This is a genomic window from Mucilaginibacter panaciglaebae, from assembly GCF_039539265.1.
In the GTDB taxonomy this organism is placed as follows: Bacteria; Bacteroidota; Bacteroidia; order Sphingobacteriales; family Sphingobacteriaceae; genus Mucilaginibacter; species Mucilaginibacter panaciglaebae.
Genome location: NZ_BAABCV010000004.1, coordinates 245,348 through 264,481, shown reverse-complemented (window position 1 = coordinate 264,481; position 19,134 = coordinate 245,348). Strand labels below are relative to the sequence as shown.

Genomic DNA, 19,134 nt, shown 5'->3' with positions numbered 1-19,134 from the left:
TGGCATATTAAAATGAGTCTGTCGGGGTCCAAAAGGACCCCAGCGGGATCACTGAAAAAGCCTCTCTAAGCAATTAGAGGGGCTTTTCTGCTTTTTATTGTGCGGAATATTAAATTTCGTATTAATTCTATGTCATTCTCCCTACTACACAATAGAATTCAGAGAATCTTAATTTATTAATAATCTTACAAGATGATTAATGGGTATTGAAAACAAGAATAATGAAATTGTTGGACTGCTTACCGAAAAGATCGTGTGCGTCTAGATAAATTAAATCAGAAATCGCAAATAAAACTAACGGCCGATTATCCTTTATTGAAATACACCAAATTATATACCCATTGTACTACGAATTACAGCTTCTGCTTCAAATACCAGTTTAGTATGATGATATGCGCTTAGTAGAAAAGTTAAATCAGTCCACCGACTAACGTAGATGATATAGTGAGTCCACAATTAATCGGATTTCGAATTTTTCGATTACATCTGTTAATTTACTAAAGAACTTATACCTTAGAGACCGAAATCTAAATCTTATCATCATGAAAAAAATTATTCTATCCTTTGCGATAGTTCTGTCGAGCTTTTGTTCGTATGCACAATGGTCAAGCGGCACAGGTACGATTTATCCCACAACGATAACTGATAACGTCGGCATTGGAACGGCAGCCCCATCAGAGAAATTAGAAGTCAATGGGAATTTAAAAATTAATGGGGTGCTTTTGCCAAGAACTACAGAATCGAACGCAGTCGCACTTTCTTTTTTATCTGAGATTTATGCGAATTACTTTCTGATGTCACCTGGAAATTATTTTGGTTGGCGGCAAAGTACTTCCCATACATTGTCATTAGACAGTTATAATACAGGTACTAATAAAAATGTATTATCTATAACACAGGGAGGATTTTTGGGTATAGGCTACACAACCGACCCAACAAGTGGAAACTTATTTGCAGTTAACGGCAAAAGTTATTTTGGAAATAATATATCAATAGTACAAAGTGGTAACATTACCCCTGGTGTCGGCTCAACTTACGGGCTAAGAGTATACAACGGTAGTTCCGAGCAAGCTACTGTTGGTTATGATGCTTCCTATGTTTATCTTCAAAGTTGGTCAAGCAAGCCATTGCAAATTAATAACCTGGGTAACAATACCATAATTAACTCAAGTTCGGGCAATGTAGGTATCGGCACTCCAACTCCTGCGATGAAACTTCATATCGCGGGTAGTGGCATCTCAACGGATACGCAATGGATTGAATTAATTGATCCGCAAGCCAACTCAGGCACAAGCAGTTCTCTGCTTTTGGGACAATCTAATGGCGTGTCCGCAATTCAGGTAGGTGCAAGTAATAACCTGACAATACAACCGACAGGTGGCAACGTTTTGATCGGGCAAACTACGCAGGCTAACCCTGCATATAAACTTGATGTCAATGGCAGTGCCAGAGTTAATGAGGTCGTCGTAAATTCAACAGGCGCAGACTTTGTATTTGAAAAAAAATACAAACTAACTACGCTATCAGAGGTCAAGACTTACATCGATGAGAATCATCACCTGCCACAAATACCATCTGCTAAAGAGATGGAGAAGAATGGTTTGAGTGTAGGCGAAATGAATACCAAACTATTGCAAAAAGTAGAAGAACTCACCTTGTATCTTATAGAGAAAGATAAACAGCTCTCAAATCAACAGCAAAACATAAAAGCGCAACAAAAACAAATTAATGAGCTTAAAGAACAATTGAAAAATATTGCAAAGTCTTTACCTAAAAATTAGACCTTACCTTATGTGAATTGGAATTACGATAAGAATCCGGTTCCAAATATTAATTATAGATGCAACGCAAATTTATTAGATGAAATATTATCTTTTGGTAATTTGGATACTATTCAAATGTTGTACTTGGGCAGTTTATCATTGGTGTTTTACAGGATATTTATCGAGCAAATAAATTTAACTTTTGTATTTTCAGCCGCCCCTCCGAAAGAAATGAACGTCCCACTTTTAAATTACCTTTCGTAATAATTCTTCTAATGCCGTTTACACGACATGGGATGGCTCATATCCCGATACTACGGCATTCCGTTTTGGGAATCTAGTTAGTTCTCCTCAATATTATAAGCGATAGTCGGGGCAAACTAGCGCCAGGACATTAACAACAGAGACGGCCGGATCTTTCAAAAATATATTACAACATCCGTAACTTCCACGTATTTTTGTTGTTTTTTGAAATGTGAAACAACGCCAATTTGATCGTCTACTTTTTTTGTTTTTATCGGCTTGCTAAAAGTTAACTATTTAGGCCTTCAATAAAACAAAAGCGATTCGATATCTATACGATGTGGTCCATCTTATTTCTTTAAAAACATTCATAAAATTAAAAGAAGAAAGTGTACTGAGTTTTATTATCACCATTTACCTCAAATATTTATTGAATGATGAAACTTTTTTTTATTTTCGCGACACTTCTAGACCTATTAATAATAGATAGTGGAACTATACAATAATTAGTAAATAAGTTGTTTGCTAAGTGTATATTAAGGTGGAGAAAATACGTAAGGTAATGATGGAATAACTATAAATGTGGGAACAATGTTTGTCTCACCGGGCATAATTGCTAATTGCCTTCCTTATATATTTTCATAAATTTTATTTATTAGGTTAGTACAATCATAAACATGCAAGTGTAATCGGATGCTGTAACGGCCTTATGACTTTACAAAGAACAGAATGAATCGAAAAGGATATCTAAAAGATTCAGATGAGATGACATTGAAAGAGCTTATCCATCAAATCTGGGAAATAGGTAAATATATTTTTTTTAAGTGGCGATCATTTTTAATGATCGGCATCTTAGGGGCAGTAGTAGGATTTGCTTATGCGCGTTTTAAACGCCCGACTTATACTGCTACTACAACCTTTGTACTAGAAGCTGTTGACGGTAGCAGAGCTGGGTTAGGACAATATGCTGGATTGGCTTCAATGGCAGGTATTGATGTTGGAGGAAGCAGTGGAGGACTTTTTCAGGAAGATAATATCATTGAATTATACAAATCAAGGAAGATGTTGGAAAAGACTTTGTATAGTCATCTCCTTGAAGATTCGACCCAGTTATTAATAGATAGATATTTAAGTTTCAACGACTGGAGAAAAAAGTGGGTTGAAAATCCAGAACTAAAAAAAATCGATTTAAAAAATGTTATTAATGCTGATGTAGCTGACCCGCATCTTTTGCGCTTACGAGATAGCTTGGTTTCTGTTATCGTTAATGATATTGATAAAAATTATTTAACCGCAAACAAACTCGATAAAAAACTAAGTATAATTAAAGTTGACGTTAAATCTCCCGACGAGTTATTTTCAAAAGACTTTAACGACCAGCTAGTAAAAAATGTTAATGACTTCTATGTTCAAACCAAAACAAAAAAATCTTTACAATCCGTTGCTATTTTGCAACATCAAACAGATTCCGTCAGAAACATTTTGAACGGAGCTATAAATAATGTAGCAAACATTAATGATGCAACACCCAACTTAAATCCGGTAAGGCAAATTTTACGTGCTCCGGCACAACATTATCAACTCAATATAGAGGCCAACAAGGCAATATTGAGCGAATTAGTTAAAAATTTAGAGTTATCGAAAATGAATTTGAGGCAAGAGACGCCTTTGATACAAATCATTGATAAACCTGTATATCCACTACTTAAAGATAAGCTTTCAAAACTTAGGGGTATTGTATTCGGATTTGTGGCAGGAGCAGGAATCGCCATATTTTTTCTTGCTTTCACGTTCATATTTAAAAAAAAATTAAATGAATAATCTTAACATCACCATAGTAGGCTTAGGGTACGTAGGACTCCCTTTGGCTATAGAATTCGCTAAAAAGTATAAAGTTACCGGATTTGATATCGATGAAGAGAGGATTGCCGAATTATCTTCAGGTTTTGACAGAACAAAAGAAGCGGATTTAGATGAATTAAATAATGTAATCTCTTTAAATTCAGGAGGCAACGAAGGCTTGAGTTTTTCTTCAAAAATAAATGACATTAGCCAAAGCAATGTTTATATAATAACCGTACCAACGCCTATAGATCAGTTTAAGGCTCCGGATTTAAAACCCCTGAAAGCAGCTTCCGAAACTGTAGGTAAGGTACTGAAAAACAGGGATATTGTCATTTATGAATCAACAGTATATCCGGGATGTACAGAAGAAGAATGCGTACCAGTTTTAGAAAAAATATCCGGTTTAAAATTCAATCATGACTTTTACTGTGGGTATTCTCCAGAACGTATAAACCCCGGTGATAAGGTTAACACTTTAACCAAAATCAAAAAAGTAACCTCAGGTTCTACCCCCGAAATTGCTGAGGTGGTTGATCAACTTTATGCAAGTGTTATTACCGCCGGCACTCATAAGGCCCCAAATTTAAAAGTTGCCGAGGCCTCCAAAGCTATTGAAAACGCACAGCGAGATATTAATATTTCATTTGTTAATGAACTGGCTTTAATTTTTGACCGTGTTGGAATAGATACCACCGACGTAATTGAAGCAGCAGGTACCAAATGGAACTTTTTGAAATACAAACCAGGATTAGTTGGGGGACATTGTATCGGTGTCGACCCTTATTACCTGGCTCACAAAGCCGAATCTTTGGGTTATCATCCTCAAGTCATACTTTCAGGCCGAAGAGTTAATGACAATATGGGCATGTTTGTCGCTAATAAAGTAATCAAGTTAATGATCCATAAAGGACATAAAATTCAAGGCTGTAAGGCATTGATCTTAGGGGTTACATTTAAAGAGGACTGCCCGGATATCAGGAATTCGAGAGTTGTAGATATCTATAATGAGTTGAAGCAATTTGGACTTACTGTAGATGTGTATGATCCGCATGCAGGCCATGAAGAAGTGTTAAACGAATATGATATTGAAATGGTTAATAACATCGATCAGCATTATGATGCTATTGTATTAGCCGTAGCTCATCAGGAGTTTTTGTCCTTAAATTTGAAGGGACTTAAGAATGGGCACAATGCTGTAATATTTGATACTAAATCTTGTCTTGACCGTACTTTAGTTGACGCTCGTTTATAATGAACAATATACAAATGGTTGACCTTAAGGGGCAATATCAAAAAATAAAAAATGAAATAGATAGTGCATTACTTAAAGCAGTAGAAGGTGCCGCCTTTATTAATGGTCCTGAAGTAAAGCAGTTTGCAGAAAATTTAAAACAATTTAATAAAGTTCAATCTGCAGTTACTTGTGCTAATGGCACAGATGCATTACAAATTGCTATGATGGCTTTGGGTTTTAAGCCAGGAGATGAAGTGATAGTCCCTGCTTTTACCTATATCGCTACGGTTGAAGTTATCGCATTATTAGGTCTTATACCCCTATTTATTGATGTAAGAGCTGATACTTTTGAGTTAGACCACGCTCAGTTAGAAAAAACCATAACTGATAAAACAGTAGGTATTGTTACTGTGCATTTATTTGGGCAATGCTCAAATATGGATGCAATTATAGCAATTGCGCAAAAGTATAAACTCGCCGTAATAGAAGATACCGCCCAAGCAATGGGAGCCGAATACATTTTTAGAAATGGGGCAAAGGCATTTGCAGGTACTATTGGTAATATAGGCACTACATCTTTTTTCCCTTCAAAAAATTTAGGATGCTTTGGTGATGGGGGGGCCTTATTGACACAAGATATTGAATTGGGCGAAAAAGCACATATGATAGCTAATCATGGCCAACGTAAAAAGTACCATCATGAAAGTATTGGCGTAAACTCAAGATTAGATACCGTGCAAGCCGCGATATTAAATGTAAAGATCAAATATCTGAATGAATACAGTGCCGCACGCCAGGAGGTAGCGCAAAAATATGATGAAGGTTTAGCGGAAATTGAAGAACTGATCTTACCTGTTAAGGCTAGTTATTCAACACATGTTTACAATCAATATACCTGCCGTGTAATAAATGATAACCGTGACAGTCTAAAAACTTATTTGCAGGATAAAGGTATTCCAACTATGATTTATTATCCTGTGCCTGTGCATTTGCAGAAGGCATACCAGAATTATGGTTACAAAGAGGGTGATTTTCCAGTAGCAGAGAGCCTTTGTAAAGAAGTTATTTCATTTCCTATACACACTGAAATGAAAGCAGAGATGCAGGATCACATTATAGAAAGTATTATCAGTTTTTTTAACTAATGGAAAAAAGTTATTTCGTACATGAAACTGCCATTGTAGACGATGGGGCTGAAATAGGAGAAGGTGTTAAAATATGGCACTTTTCTCACGTTATGGCGAATTGTAAGATTGGGGAGAAATGTAATATCGGACAAAATGTTGTTATTTCTCCTGGTGTAGAACTTGGCAAAAATGTTAAGATTCAAAACAATGTTTCGGTATATGAGGGAGTAACCTGTGATGATGATGTTTTCTTGGGTCCGTCGATGGTATTTACCAACGTTATTAATCCCAGGAGTGCAATTAACAGAAGAGGGCAATATCTGAAAACACATGTAGGTAAAGGTGCTTCTATAGGTGCCAATGCAACTATTGTTTGCGGACACGATATTGGTAACTATGCCTTTATAGGCGCAGGTGCGGTAGTTACTAAAACAATTCCACCGTATGCCCTGGTAGTAGGTAATCCAGCGAGGCAAATTGGTTGGGTTGGAGAATATGGACATCGGTTAAACTTTAATGCCGAAGGTTTAGCTGTTTGCCCTGAAAGCCAGCAAGAGTATAGCCTTGAAAATGATTCTGTAAACCGAATTAAATAAAATGGTAACTGAAAGGAAAATAAAATTCGCTGTAATTGGCTGTGGCCATATTGGTAAACGTCACGCAGAAATGATAACCCGTAACATTGATTGCGAACTTGTTGCACTGGTTGACGTAAAAGAGAAGTCTCAGTTAGGTCTGGAGAAATACGAGGTCCCGTTTTTTAAAAATATCGATGAATTTTTAAACTCAGGAATAGAAGTTGATGTAGTGAATATTGCTTCACCCAATGGGTTTCACGCAGAGCAGGCTTTGAAATGCCTTGAAGCAAAGAAACATATTGTAGTTGAAAAACCAATGGCATTGACTAAAAACGATGCTGAAAAAGTGATATTTAAGGCCTTACATGTGCACAAACACCTATTTGCAGTAATGCAAAACCGTTATTCTCCACCATCGATTTGGATTAAAGATTTGGTTGAATCGGGAAAACTGGGAAAAATTTTCATGATACAGCTTAACTGTTACTGGAACCGCGACAACCGATATTATAAACCTGAAAGCTGGCACGGTAAAAAAGATCTCGATGGTGGAACACTGTTCACCCAGTTTTCACATTTTATTGATATTATGTATTGGCTTTTTGGAGATATAGTAAATATCCAGGCAAAATTCAATGATTTTAATCATGCCAACCTCACCGATTTCGAAGACAGTGGTTTTGTAAATTTTGATTTTGTGAATGGCGGTATGGGCTGCCTTAACTATTCTACCTCTATATGGAATCAGAACCTCGAAAGCTCAATGACCATCATAGCAGAGAATGGTAGCGTAAAAATTGGTGGCCAGTATATGAACGAGGTTGAAGTTTGCCAGGTAAAGGACTACGTGATGCCGGAATTAGCACCTACTAATCCTGGCAACGATTATGGTGCTTATAAGGGCTCGGCTGCAAACCACCATTACGTAATTGAGAATATTGTAGACGTATTACGGGGCAAAGCGCCCATTACAACAAACGCACTTGAAGGGCTTAAAGTAGTTGATATAATTGAAAGAATTTACGCAAGCAATGGGATTAAAAAATAAAAGAGTTTTAGTTACAGGCGCCGATGGGTTCATTGGCAGCCATTTAGTAGAGCACCTGCTGGACGAAGGCTGCAACGTTAAAGCATTTGTATATTATAATTCTTTTAATAGTTGGGGTTGGTTGGACACTTTACCTCAAGACAAACTAAACCAGATAGAAATATTTGCAGGAGATATACGCGATCCTAATGGCGTAAGGAAAGCAATGAAGGACGTAGATATTGTATTTCATCTTGCTGCTTTAATAGCTATACCCTTTAGCTATCATTCTCCTGATTCTTATATTGACACCAATGTTAAAGGCACACTCAACATAGTGCAATCAGCTAAAGATTTTAGTATTGAGCGGGTACTTGTCACTTCAACCTCAGAAGTGTATGGAACTGCTAAGTACGTACCTATCGATGAAGAACATCCACGGCAATCGCAATCGCCCTATTCGGCCTCAAAGATAGGGGCTGATAGTATTGCAGATTCGTTTTTTAGAAGCTTTGATTTACCTTTAACCATAGTGCGCCCATTTAATACTTATGGCCCCCGTCAATCGGCAAGAGCGGTTATACCCACTATTATAACACAATTATTAAATGGCAGCCAGGAAATTCATTTAGGCGACATCACTCCAACGCGCGATTTGTTATTTGTAAAAGATACTGTAAAGGGCTTTATAGAGATTGCTAAGAGCGACCACCTAATTGGTCAGGATTGTAATATAGCCACTCAATCAGAAATATCCGTTGGAGATTTAGCCAATGAACTTATCAGCCAAATTAATCCATTAGCTCGTATTGTATCAGACAATCAACGCCTGAGGCCACAAAAATCAGAGGTCTTCAGGTTATATGGTTCAAATCAAAAAATTATAAAAAATACAGCCTGGAGGCCTTCATATACATTATCAGCTGGCTTAGCCGAAACTATAGAATGGTTTAAGGATACGACCAATTTAAGTAAATATAAAGCCAATATTTATAACATTTAGCATATATCGTGATGAGTTATAAGATCCCATTATTTGATCTGAATTTTGATGAAAATGAAGAAAGAGCTGTTGTAGATGTTATACGCTCAAAGTGGATATCTACCGGACCTAAAACTGCTGAATTTGAAGTAAAATTTGCCAATATGTTAGGCGCTGGGTATGCGGTAGCATTGGCTAATTGTACAGTGGCCCTGCATCTGGCCTTAAAGCTGGTGGGTGTTGAAAGCGGAGATGAGGTAATTTGCCCTTCTTTGACTTTTGTTGCAACAGTTAATGCTATAAGGTATATGGAAGCAACTCCAGTTTTTGCCGACGTAACCAGTATGTCAGATCTTACCATATCACCCCAGGATATAGAAGCAAAAATTACTGCGAAAACCAAAGCTATCATAGTAATGCATTACGGCGGTTTTGCCTGCGATATGGATCAAATAATGGCGATTGCTAAAAAGTATAACTTAAAGGTAGTTGAAGATGCCTGCCATGGGCCTCTTTCTGAGTATAAAGGACGTAAATTAGGAACAATAGGCGATGTTGGTTGCTTTAGCTTTTTTTCTAACAAAAACATTAGCACAGGCGAAGGCGGCATGCTAATAACCAATAGTTCTGAGTACTATGCCAAGGCAAAATTGCTTCGTTCGCACGGAATGACATCTATGTCATTTGAGAGAGCCAAAGGTCACTCTACAGAATACGATGTAATTGAATTGGGCTATAACTATCGGATGGATGATATACATGCGGCCATCGGTATTGTACAACTTGATAAAATTGAGGAAGATCTGGCTAAACGGGCCATCCATAGGAAGAATTATATTAACAAACTGAGTGATATCAGCAGTATAGTTATTCCTTTTAAAGATTATACAGCATTTTCTTCCAATTATATTATGACCATTGTTTTAAAAGACTCGGAGAGCGATAAAAGAAATAAGGTCAGGGAAGCGTTGGCAGAAAAGGGAATTCAAACAAGTATACACTATCCTCCGGCACATAGATTTTCAATTTATGAAAAGAACTTTACTGAACTGCCATTAACTGATTATGTTGCCGATAATTTAATTACACTGCCAATGTATTCGAAGATGACTGAAGAATCTATTGATTATATTGTTGCATCCATAAAGCAGGTGTTATGCGCATAACTATTTTAACGGACAATCCCAAAAGTTGGTTTGTACCATACGGAAATGAGTTGCTTGAGCGCTTAAAAGCTTCGGGCCACGTAGCCGAATATGTTTATAATGCTAAAGACATACAAAAAAGCGATGTGTGTTTTATTTTAAGCTGTACCAAACTGGTAAATGAAACCACATTGGCTTTGAGTGATAACAATATAGTTGTACATGCATCAGACCTGCCACAGGGCAAAGGCTTTTCTCCATTACAATGGCAAATACTTGAGGGCAAAAATCAAATACCGCTAACATTATTTGAAGTAGTAAAAGACGTAGATGCGGGGCCTTATTATCTTAAAGATACTGTGGTATTTGACGGTAGTGAATTGCACGGTAAGTTAAGAGAAAAATTAGCACAAAAAATAATAGAGATGTGCCTTCAATTCGTCGAACAAAGAACTTCCCTACTGCCTGTTCAACAAAATGGCATTGAAACATTTTACAAAAGGCGAACAGAAAAAAATGATGAACTCGATGCTAATAAAACAATAGCAGAATTGTTTAATCAGTTTCGGATTGCTGATAATGAAAATTCTCCGGTATATTTTTATATGAACGGGCATAAATATTTTTTAAAGATCTATCCGGCTATTTAGTAGCACTTATTATCTATGTTTAAAGCTGACAACTTTCAGGAAATAATAATTTCTCCTCAAAGTACCATTCTTGCTTCGTTGAAAAGGATGGATACTATCAGAAGGAAATTACTATTAGTATTCGATAATAGATATGCCGGGCTGTTGTCTATAGGCGATATACAAAGAGCAATTATCAAAGGCATTAATCTTGAAACACCAATTATTGAAATTTTACGGGGCGACTATATAACTGCTACACCTGAATCTACAGTTGAGCAAATTAAAAACAGCATGCTGGTAATCAGAGCTGAATTTATGCCTGTAGTTACAGAAGAAGGTGAAATTAAAGCCGTGTATTTCTGGAAGGATTTATTTGAAACAGAAACGTTATTACCAGTAAAGCAATTCAACCTTCCGGTAGTTATCATGGCCGGCGGATTAGGAACTAGGTTAAAACCTATCACAAATGTTTTGCCTAAACCCTTAATACCTATAGGTACCAAAACCATTATAGAAGAAATTTTTGAACAGTTTGGTAAACATGGCTGTAATGAATTCTATATCTCGGTTAATTATAAGGCAGAGTTTATAAAATCATACATACATAATTTAGGATTGCCTTACCAGGTTGATTTTTTTGAGGAAGATATACCGCTCGGGACAGCTGGCAGTTTAACTCTTTTAAAGGATACAATAAAAACAACATTTATAGTAAGTAATTGCGACATTTTAATAGATCAGGACTATTCTGAGATATTAGAATATCATCGGGAAAATAATAACGAGATAACTGTAGTGGCTGTGCTTAAACATTTTCCAATTGCCTACGGTATTATTGAAACCGGAGAGAACGGACAATTGTTAAATATGAAAGAAAAGCCTGAACTCACTTTCAAAATAAATAGTGGCATGTATATTCTCGAAGCCAATCTATTAAATGAAATTCCGGAAGAGAGCTTTTTTCATATTACAGAACTAATTCAAAATGTTACAGCTCGTAACGGCAAAGTTGGTGTATTCCCTATTAGTGACGGGGCCTGGAATGATATTGGTGACTGGCCCGAATATAAAAAAGTTTTGATGAACAACGGCTTTATAATATGATTATTAATGGCTAGTAAGTTTGTGAATCTTTTCCTGAAATTCTCTTTCGGTGGTCTGGTTTCAGCCGTCATATCTTTTTTCAGTACCCCAGTCATCACAGCACTTATCATGCCGGCAGAATTCGGAAAAGCGTCGATGTTTATACTGGCATTTAACCTTCTGCTTCAGATAATACTACTTGGTGTAGATCAAAGTTTCGTCAGGTACTTTTACCAGGATAAATTCAAAAGCAACAGTGGCGCTTTACTGGCAAGCACAATTACGGCTCCCGTAGTATTTGCTTTGTTAGCAATGGTAGGGTTATTGTTATTTTGGAGACCTATTAGTATCGCTCTTGTTGATACTCCCAACTTTACTTTTGCTTTATTATTGGCGTTTACCTTATTAATCGGGGTGGTTGAAAGGTTTTCAACCTTACTAATCCGAATGATGCAGGACGCGGTTCTCTTTTCCAATCTTAAAATAATACAGGTAATCACCAATTTTGCGGTAATTGTTTTATTTGCTCATTTTGTCGAAAGGTCATTTTTCGCCATTATTTATGGCAACATACTGTCACTTCTTTTTATATCGTTAGTGGGCATATATGCCAAAAGAAGAATCTGGTTGCAATGGTTTAAAGCCGATAAACAAACGATTATTAAAGCATTAAAATATGGATTGCCTTTTGTGCCAGTATTTGTCATAGCCTGGATATTTGAAGGGATTGATAAGATGGCCCTTAAATACTATTCTAACTTTTCTGAAATAGGAATATACACCGCCGCATCAAAAATTGTAGCAGTTCTTATGATCCTGCAAACGACGTTCTCAAATTTTTGGATACCTATAGCATATGAAGCGTTTGAAAATAATTCAGCTGAAAGCAGGAAACTTTTTGAGTCGGTTTATTCTAAGCTAAGTGTTTTATTTTTTATTGTCTCTCTGTTAATCATGTTAGCAAAAGATCTAATTATTTGTCTTTTTAACAAGAACTATTCAGAGGCCATAAATGTGGTGCCTTTTTTAATATTTATGCCGGTAATGTATTCGCTTTCAGAAATAACTGTTTCAGGTATTAATTTTGTTAAAAAAACGCAGTGGCACCTGGCCATTTCAGCATTGTCTACGTTGGTAAATTTTATTTGCGTTGTTATTCTGGTTCCAAAATACGGCGCTAAGGGTGCTGCAATATCTACTGCTATCGGATACATTGTATTTTTTTATACTCGTACATTTATATCAAACTACTACTTCCCGTTAAATTTCAGATTGAAAAGGACAACAATCTCCATTGTCTTATTATTTGCGGTGGCCTTCGTAAACATAATTTGTAATAAAACCACTGTCTTTTTTATCAACCTAACTGCTTTGGTGGCCATTGTGCTGTTATATTTCAGAGAATTAAGCTCAGTGTATAGTAGCTATATAAAAAAAGGCCTGGCATGAAAATTTTAATTATAACTTATTATAAAGGAGCGTTGCCTTTTGCCGATGAGCTTTCAGAGGAATTAATTAAGAAAGGCCACCATGTCGATTTATTGGACATGTTCGATATGTTCACAATGTCGTTTAATAGCATCCGAACAGTAAAATATCATATAAAAAGTGCGACCTTTCGGCGCCTGTTTAATCTGAGAATTGTAGGAATAATTTTAAAGTTTTTTTATTACAAGTATTACTTTTTAAGATTTAAGCACCGATATGATCACATCTCTATTCATTATGCATTCCCCTTTTATCGCTATTTTATAAATAATTTTAAGAAAACAGCTGATAGCGTAAGCCTATGCGTATGGGGATCTGATTTTTACAGGATTAGTGATAAGGAAAAAGAATCTTTCCGCTCATTTTATGAAAGATGCGATAGTATAATTATCGGTAATACGACGATGGCTGATGATTTTTCTTCATTTTATCACCATAAAATCAGGGATAAGCTCAGGCTTGTCGGCTTTGGCATTGGTAAACTGGACAAAATTCGCAGTCTTAAATCCGAGTTCACCAGGGCTCAACTAAAAACACATCTTGGCTTGCCCGACGATAAATTAATCCTGACTATTGGATATAACGGTATTAAAGCTCAGCAACATTTATTGATTCTGCAATCATTACTTCATATTCCTAAAACATTCAGAGAACAACTCTTTTTGTTAATTCCTTTTGGATATGGAGGTGATCAGGTTTACCTAAATGAGATCAAGGAAGAACTAAAGCAGCTTGAGGTAGATTATAAAGTATTCAACCATTTCATGTCTGACGACGACGTGGCCAGGATAAGAATATGTACTGATATCGCTATCAACGCGCAAATTTCTGACGCTTCGTCGGCTTCAATACAAGAACATATGTTTTCAGAAAATATTCTGTTAGCGGGCGAGTGGCTCCCTTATGAGTATTTCACTGATAATAAAGTAAAATTTTGGACATTTAACGAGAATACTTTAGCAGAAAAAGTTTTAGTAACTTTGCAGAATTTCCAATCATATCAAAAGCAGGTTGAGCATAATAGTGAAGCGATTTACCTTCTCTCAAGCTGGGAAGCAAGAATAGATCAGTGGATAAATGTTTTCAATGAAAAGCCAATGCTTAATCCCGGTCATTAGGTTTTTCAAAAGTTTAAATAAGATTAATAGAAAATGAAAATATGTACTGTAGTAGGTGCACGGCCGCAATTTGTTAAAGCGGCGGTAGTATCGAGAGCTATGTTGGAAACGAATGGAATTTCAGAGATATTGATTCATACAGGACAGCATTTTGATACTAATATGTCAGATGTTTTTTTTGAGGAACTAGATATACCAAAGCCTCATTATAACTTAAAAATCGGCGGGGGCACTCATGGGCAGAACACTGGCCGAATGATTGAGGGCATTGAGAAAGTGCTACTGGACGAAAAGCCGGATTATTTGCTTGTTTATGGCGATACGGATTCTACCCTGGCCGGCGCTTTAGCAGCGGCAAAACTACATATACCAATAGCTCATATTGAGGCAGGCCTGCGGTCTTTTAATCGTAAAATGCCTGAAGAAATAAACCGGGTACTAACTGACCATGTATCCACGCTGTTATTTGCGCCTACAAATACTGCTGTCAAGAACTTAATCAATGAAGGAATTGCAGCCGAAAAGATCAGACAGGTTGGCGACGTAATGTTTGATGCTACGTTATATTATGGTAAAAAGACTCGCCGTCCGGTGCTTCCGGATAATAATAAGGATAGCTTTATGCTTTGTACCATACATCGTGCAGAAAATACCAACGATCAGCAAAGGTTGCGCGAAATTATAAATGCATTAAACATTATTGCTGAAACCATACAGATAGTATTACCTATTCATCCAAGAACGTCTGGCATTATCAGTAAAATGAGCAATGTACAACTAAGTGATAATGTGATAGTAATAGAACCTGTTGGATTTTTGGAAATGCATTGGCTGCTGCAAAATAGCGCAATGGTGATAACCGATAGCGGCGGCGTACAAAAAGAAGCTTTTTTTCACGGTAAAGCATGTGTAACATTGCGCGATGAAACCGAGTGGATAGAATTGGTTCAGTCGGGCGTAAATAAATTAGCCGCCCCAGGTAAAACAAATATACCCGACGTTGTTGCCGGAATGACCAATCTAAAAATTGACCCCTTATTGAATCTTTACGGTGATGGCAATGCAGGAAAAAAAATAGTGGAGATAATTAAAACGAAGTGATATTGGCTTAATAACGCGAAATGGAAACTATAGTTCATATACCTAACTTATCGCTCGGTAACACCCTGTCAGTTGTTAACATGATTAACCGCCTGGGCGGTGAAGTGATTATTGCTGCAACACCCGACGAATTGTCTTCTGCAAAAAAGATAATCTTGCCGGGCGTAGGAGCGTTTGATGTGGGCATGCGTGAACTTAAAGATCTTGGATGGATAGATGTACTTAATAAGCTTGTACTCGAACAAAACGTCCCCATACTCGGTATCTGTCTCGGCATGCAATTCTTTTTTGAAGACAGCGAAGAAGGAGTTCTACCTGGTTTAGGATGGATACCGGGAAGATTAAAACGTTTTGTAAGTACTGAAGAAAATCCGATAAAGATACCTCACATGGGTTGGAATGCGATTCATGTGCACCAGCCCGATAGTATCATCCCCGTAATGAATGAAGAGGAATTAAGATATTATTTCGTACATTCTTATCACGCCATATGTGGTGACATCAATGATCTGGTAGCTACTGCTCATCACGGATATGATGTTACCGCAGCAGTGCAGCGCAATAATATATACGGTGTACAATTTCATCCGGAAAAGAGCCATAGTTTCGGGATGGCGTTATTAAAAAACTTTTTATCTGTTTAAATGCTGAAACACAGAGTAATTCCTTCGTTACTTTTAAAGAACGGCGGACTTTATAAAACTTTAAAGTTCGACAAACCCAAGTACGTAGGCGATCCGATCAATGCTATCCGGATTTTCAACACCAAACAGGTTGATGAACTGATGGTGATTGATATCGATGCCAGCAGGTCGCAGAAAGAGCCCAACTACGCATTGATAGAGCAGTTTGCTGGTGAGTGTTTTATGCCACTATGCTATGGCGGCGGTATCAAAACAGTTGAGCAGGCATCCAAAATATTTAAACTAGGTGTGGAAAAAGTGTGCCTGCAAACGGCAATACTAGATAATACAAAACTGATTAAAGACCTTGCAGAAAGGTTTGGAAGTCAGAGCGTGGTTGCTTCTGTCGATGTAAAAAAAGATTGGCTGCAGCGCCCAAAGCTCTATAAGGCAAGTGCCGGGCAAACACTGTCTACAAATTGGTTAACATATATTAAAGAGGCAGTAGATGCCGGTGCCGGAGAAATTTTATTAAACGCGGTTGACCGTGATGGCACATTGCAAGGCCCCGATTTAAGCCTGATTGCCCAGGCCAGTGCCGAAATATCAGCTCCATTGATTGCACTTGGCGGAATAGGTAGTTTAAAGGATATTAAAGATGCGATTGATTCTGGTGCCAGTGCGGTAGCAGCAGGCGCGTTCTTTGTGTTTCATGGGCCCCACAGAGCTGTGCTGATTACTTATCCCGAATACAAAGAGTTAGAAAAACTATTAAAATATTAATATGGCAACTTCATACCAAATTTGCACCCGTTGTGTAATGGATACAACAGATCCGACCATTGTATTTGACGAGAATGGGGTTTGCAATCATTGCCACACTCATGATGAAGAGATGAGGAAAAAGGTGGTTCAAGGAGCCGCTGGTGAAAAAAAACTTGACGAAATTGTAAGTAAAATTAAGGAGCAAAACAAAAATAATAAATACGATTGCGTTATCGGTGTTAGTGGCGGAGTTGACAGCACATATGTTGCCTACAAAGTAAAGCAGCTCGGTCTTAGGCCTTTAGCAGTACACCTTGATAATGGATGGGACTCTGAACTCGCGATTAAAAACGTAGAAAACATTTGCCGCAAGCTGGATATCGATCTTCATACTATCGTGCTGGATTGGAATGAGTTTCGCGACCTGCAACTTGCTTTTCTTAAAGCTTCCACTCCCGATTCAGAAATCCCCAGCGATCATGCCATTGTCGTCTCTATGCTAGAGACCGCTAAAATGATAGGTGTTAATCATATTCTTACCGGCTATAACGTCAGGACAGAAACACACCTGCCGGCAGAGTGGTCGCAAGGCCACTTTGACTGGGGTTATATTAAAAACGTACAAAAACAATTTGGCACCGTTAAACTTAAAACATTCCCGCACCTCACCCTGTTCAATTTCCTATTTCCACCTTACGGTAAAAAATTCATCAATATTCTTAACTATATAGAGTATTCAAAAAAAGACGCAATGCCAATACTGGAAAAAGAAATTGGCTGGCGTTACTATGGCGGTAAACATTATGAGTCTATTTATACCCGTTGGTTTCAGGGCTACTGGTTACCAACTAAATTTGGTTATGACAAACGCCGCTCCCACTTATCAAGCTTGGTATGTGCAGGAGAAATAACCAGAGATGAGGCGCTTGAAGAGCTGAAAGAAGCCACCTATCCGCCAGAATTGCAAAAAGAGGATACAGCTTATGTTTTGAAAAAATTTGATCTGACAAAGGAGAAGCTGGATGCTATACTACATGCCCCAAAAAAATCTTACTGGGATTACAAGCCATACGGTCGTATCTATAGAACCGGTTTATTTAAGGCCTTGAGAAAAATGTATCGGACCTTAAAAAAATAAGATAACGCATGAAAAAAGTTATAATGTTGGCGACATACTTCCCTCCGGCAGGTGGTATCAGTACATTTCGAATTACAAAATTTGTTAAATTTCTGCCTCAATTTAACTGGCAGCCGGTTGTGCTTACAGTCAATGAAGAGTCGTACCGCGAATGCGAATTCTTAATAGATGGAACATTACTTAAAGATGTTGCTGATAATCTGATTATCTACAGGACCGGATTAGCGAAAGAACCTGTTTTTTTAAAAAGCCTGCGCAAAGGATTGCCAACGCGCTGGCTTAAGCCTCTTTTTGCTATCATTGGCGAGGTTATTAAGAAGGAAAAACCCGCTCTACTGTTTGCTACCGGCGACCCTTTCTTTCCTTTACTGGTTGCCCCTTTTGCCAAGCGTCGCTATGGAATTAATTATGTCATTGATTTGCGCGACCCCTGGAAGCTGGCGGTAATGGATAACCCCATCAAAGGTATAAAAGGTAAAATATTTCAACCTCTTAATAATTTTCTTGAACCCAGGGTGCTAAAAAAGGCATCTAAAATTATTGTGGTATCAGAGAAAATGGCACAGGATTATCGCGAAGCATATCCCCAACGTAACCCGGACGATTTTATAGTCATTCCTAATGGTTATGACCCCGACGATTATGACGCCATAAGTCCGGCATCATTTGACGATTTTACGTTTACCTACGCGGGCAAATTTTTGTCCGGAAAATCATTTCGCGATCCGACACCTTTTTTGCAAGCAATGAAAATATTGCGTGACAGAGGAATAAAAGTTATCTTCAGATATGTAGGCCCGGTTAATCCGGAAGTGAATAATATTGTAGCACAGACCGGTGTGAGTGATCAGTTTCAATCAACCGGTTACCTTAGTTATCATGACACCATTTCAAACATGAAAGGATCTGATGTACTTTTGTTGATAGGAAGCGGACAGGAAACCGAACAGACCGGCAAAATTTTTGATTACCTGGGCTGCAAAAGGCCAATTTTAGCACTGGCAGGACAAAAGGGAGGAATTGCCGACGTTGTTAACGGAATTGAAGAAACCACATTAATAGAAAATAAGGACCCGCTACATATTGCAGATGCTATCGAAAAAATTTACAACAAGCGGAGTAAACAACCGGTTGAAAGAACAAACATTGATAAATTTTTAAGATCAAGCCTTACAGGAGAATTGACAAAAGTATTTGATTCGGTTCTTCAGAAGCAACAATAAAACCTTATCTCAATATTTA

17 protein-coding genes are annotated in these 19,134 nt (G+C 37.5%); all 17 read left to right on the top strand.

What is annotated here, in order from left to right; translation table 11 throughout:
• The first annotated feature begins 542 nt into the window (after nt 1-542).
• Nucleotides 543-1,781 carry a hypothetical protein gene (locus ABD772_RS07225; protein WP_345102279.1) on the top strand — a complete coding sequence of 413 codons (1,239 nt, stop codon included), beginning with the start codon at nt 543-545 and terminating at the stop codon, nt 1,779-1,781.
• Nucleotides 1,782-2,735: 954 nt separating this feature from the next.
• Nucleotides 2,736-3,827, top strand: a complete 1,092-nt coding sequence (locus ABD772_RS07220) for a Wzz/FepE/Etk N-terminal domain-containing protein (RefSeq protein ID WP_345102277.1) — start codon at nt 2,736-2,738, stop codon at nt 3,825-3,827.
• Nucleotides 3,820-5,103: a nucleotide sugar dehydrogenase gene (locus tag ABD772_RS07215; RefSeq protein ID WP_345102274.1), complete on the top strand. Its 1,284-nt coding sequence runs from the start codon at nt 3,820-3,822 to the stop codon at nt 5,101-5,103. The genes ABD772_RS07220 and ABD772_RS07215 overlap by 8 nt, the downstream gene beginning before the upstream one ends.
• The gene (locus tag ABD772_RS07210) at nt 5,103-6,230 is read left to right on the top strand and encodes a DegT/DnrJ/EryC1/StrS family aminotransferase (protein WP_345102272.1); all 1,128 of its coding nucleotides are present in this window, start codon (nt 5,103-5,105) and stop codon (nt 6,228-6,230) included. Before ABD772_RS07215 ends, ABD772_RS07210 begins: the two co-directional genes overlap by 1 nt.
• Nucleotides 6,230-6,808 (top strand): acyltransferase, encoded by a 579-nt coding sequence (locus ABD772_RS07205; RefSeq protein WP_345102270.1) that lies wholly within the window; start codon nt 6,230-6,232, stop codon nt 6,806-6,808. Before ABD772_RS07210 ends, ABD772_RS07205 begins: the two co-directional genes overlap by 1 nt.
• A 1-nt stretch (nt 6,809) precedes the next feature.
• A complete protein-coding gene (locus ABD772_RS07200) occupies nt 6,810-7,838 on the top strand; it encodes a Gfo/Idh/MocA family protein (protein WP_345102268.1) in 1,029 nt (342 codons plus the stop codon).
• A complete protein-coding gene (locus ABD772_RS07195) occupies nt 7,822-8,820 on the top strand; it encodes an NAD-dependent 4,6-dehydratase LegB (RefSeq protein ID WP_345102266.1) in 999 nt (332 codons plus the stop codon). Before ABD772_RS07200 ends, ABD772_RS07195 begins: the two co-directional genes overlap by 17 nt.
• Nucleotides 8,821-8,831: 11 nt before the next feature.
• Nucleotides 8,832-9,965, top strand: a complete 1,134-nt coding sequence (locus tag ABD772_RS07190; RefSeq protein WP_345102264.1) for a DegT/DnrJ/EryC1/StrS family aminotransferase — start codon at nt 8,832-8,834, stop codon at nt 9,963-9,965.
• The gene (locus ABD772_RS07185) at nt 9,956-10,594 is read left to right on the top strand and encodes a formyltransferase family protein (RefSeq protein WP_345102262.1); all 639 of its coding nucleotides are present in this window, start codon (nt 9,956-9,958) and stop codon (nt 10,592-10,594) included. The genes ABD772_RS07190 and ABD772_RS07185 overlap by 10 nt, the downstream gene beginning before the upstream one ends.
• Before the next feature lie 15 nt (nt 10,595-10,609).
• Nucleotides 10,610-11,680 (top strand): nucleotidyltransferase family protein, encoded by a 1,071-nt coding sequence (locus ABD772_RS07180; protein WP_345102260.1) that lies wholly within the window; start codon nt 10,610-10,612, stop codon nt 11,678-11,680.
• A gap of 6 nt (nt 11,681-11,686) precedes the next feature.
• Nucleotides 11,687-13,108: a lipopolysaccharide biosynthesis protein gene (locus ABD772_RS07175; protein ID WP_345102258.1), complete on the top strand. Its 1,422-nt coding sequence runs from the start codon at nt 11,687-11,689 to the stop codon at nt 13,106-13,108.
• A complete protein-coding gene (locus ABD772_RS07170; protein WP_345102256.1) occupies nt 13,105-14,265 on the top strand; it encodes a glycosyltransferase family protein in 1,161 nt (386 codons plus the stop codon). The genes ABD772_RS07175 and ABD772_RS07170 overlap by 4 nt, the downstream gene beginning before the upstream one ends.
• Nucleotides 14,266-14,298: 33 nt before the next feature.
• Entirely contained in the window at nt 14,299-15,366 is a 1,068-nt protein-coding gene (gene wecB / locus ABD772_RS07165; protein ID WP_345102254.1) for a non-hydrolyzing UDP-N-acetylglucosamine 2-epimerase, read from the top strand.
• Nucleotides 15,367-15,386: 20 nt separating this feature from the next.
• The gene (hisH, locus tag ABD772_RS07160; protein ID WP_345102252.1) at nt 15,387-16,010 is read left to right on the top strand and encodes an imidazole glycerol phosphate synthase subunit HisH; all 624 of its coding nucleotides are present in this window, start codon (nt 15,387-15,389) and stop codon (nt 16,008-16,010) included.
• Nucleotides 16,011-16,772, top strand: coding sequence for an AglZ/HisF2 family acetamidino modification protein (locus ABD772_RS07155; RefSeq protein ID WP_345102250.1), 762 nt, complete (start codon nt 16,011-16,013; stop codon nt 16,770-16,772).
• A 1-nt stretch (nt 16,773) separates the two neighbouring features.
• Entirely contained in the window at nt 16,774-17,892 is a 1,119-nt protein-coding gene (locus tag ABD772_RS07150) for an N-acetyl sugar amidotransferase (protein WP_345102248.1), read from the top strand.
• Nucleotides 17,893-17,900: 8 nt separating this feature from the next.
• A complete protein-coding gene (locus tag ABD772_RS07145) occupies nt 17,901-19,115 on the top strand; it encodes a glycosyltransferase (RefSeq protein ID WP_345102246.1) in 1,215 nt (404 codons plus the stop codon).
• Nucleotides 19,116-19,134 lie beyond the last annotated feature (19 nt).

What these genes read in the sequence shown, in the direction of transcription:
- ABD772_RS07210 (WP_345102272.1), top strand. Translation starts at nt 5,103, where the DNA reads ATGAACAATATACAAATGGTTGACCTTAAGGGGCAATATCAAAAAATA.
- ABD772_RS07200 (WP_345102268.1), top strand. Translation starts at nt 6,810, where the DNA reads ATGGTAACTGAAAGGAAAATAAAATTCGCTGTAATTGGCTGTGGCCAT.
- ABD772_RS07225 (WP_345102279.1), top strand. Translation starts at nt 543, where the DNA reads ATGAAAAAAATTATTCTATCCTTTGCGATAGTTCTGTCGAGCTTTTGT.
- hisH (WP_345102252.1), top strand. Translation starts at nt 15,387, where the DNA reads ATGGAAACTATAGTTCATATACCTAACTTATCGCTCGGTAACACCCTG.
- ABD772_RS07175 (WP_345102258.1), top strand. Translation starts at nt 11,687, where the DNA reads ATGGCTAGTAAGTTTGTGAATCTTTTCCTGAAATTCTCTTTCGGTGGT.
- ABD772_RS07180 (WP_345102260.1), top strand. Translation starts at nt 10,610, where the DNA reads ATGTTTAAAGCTGACAACTTTCAGGAAATAATAATTTCTCCTCAAAGT.
- ABD772_RS07220 (WP_345102277.1), top strand. Translation starts at nt 2,736, where the DNA reads ATGAATCGAAAAGGATATCTAAAAGATTCAGATGAGATGACATTGAAA.
- ABD772_RS07145 (WP_345102246.1), top strand. Translation starts at nt 17,901, where the DNA reads ATGAAAAAAGTTATAATGTTGGCGACATACTTCCCTCCGGCAGGTGGT.
- ABD772_RS07195 (WP_345102266.1), top strand. Translation starts at nt 7,822, where the DNA reads ATGGGATTAAAAAATAAAAGAGTTTTAGTTACAGGCGCCGATGGGTTC.
- ABD772_RS07170 (WP_345102256.1), top strand. Translation starts at nt 13,105, where the DNA reads ATGAAAATTTTAATTATAACTTATTATAAAGGAGCGTTGCCTTTTGCC.
- ABD772_RS07185 (WP_345102262.1), top strand. Translation starts at nt 9,956, where the DNA reads ATGCGCATAACTATTTTAACGGACAATCCCAAAAGTTGGTTTGTACCA.
- wecB (WP_345102254.1), top strand. Translation starts at nt 14,299, where the DNA reads ATGAAAATATGTACTGTAGTAGGTGCACGGCCGCAATTTGTTAAAGCG.
- ABD772_RS07150 (WP_345102248.1), top strand. Translation starts at nt 16,774, where the DNA reads ATGGCAACTTCATACCAAATTTGCACCCGTTGTGTAATGGATACAACA.
- ABD772_RS07205 (WP_345102270.1), top strand. Translation starts at nt 6,230, where the DNA reads ATGGAAAAAAGTTATTTCGTACATGAAACTGCCATTGTAGACGATGGG.
- ABD772_RS07190 (WP_345102264.1), top strand. Translation starts at nt 8,832, where the DNA reads ATGAGTTATAAGATCCCATTATTTGATCTGAATTTTGATGAAAATGAA.
- ABD772_RS07155 (WP_345102250.1), top strand. Translation starts at nt 16,011, where the DNA reads ATGCTGAAACACAGAGTAATTCCTTCGTTACTTTTAAAGAACGGCGGA.
- ABD772_RS07215 (WP_345102274.1), top strand. Translation starts at nt 3,820, where the DNA reads ATGAATAATCTTAACATCACCATAGTAGGCTTAGGGTACGTAGGACTC.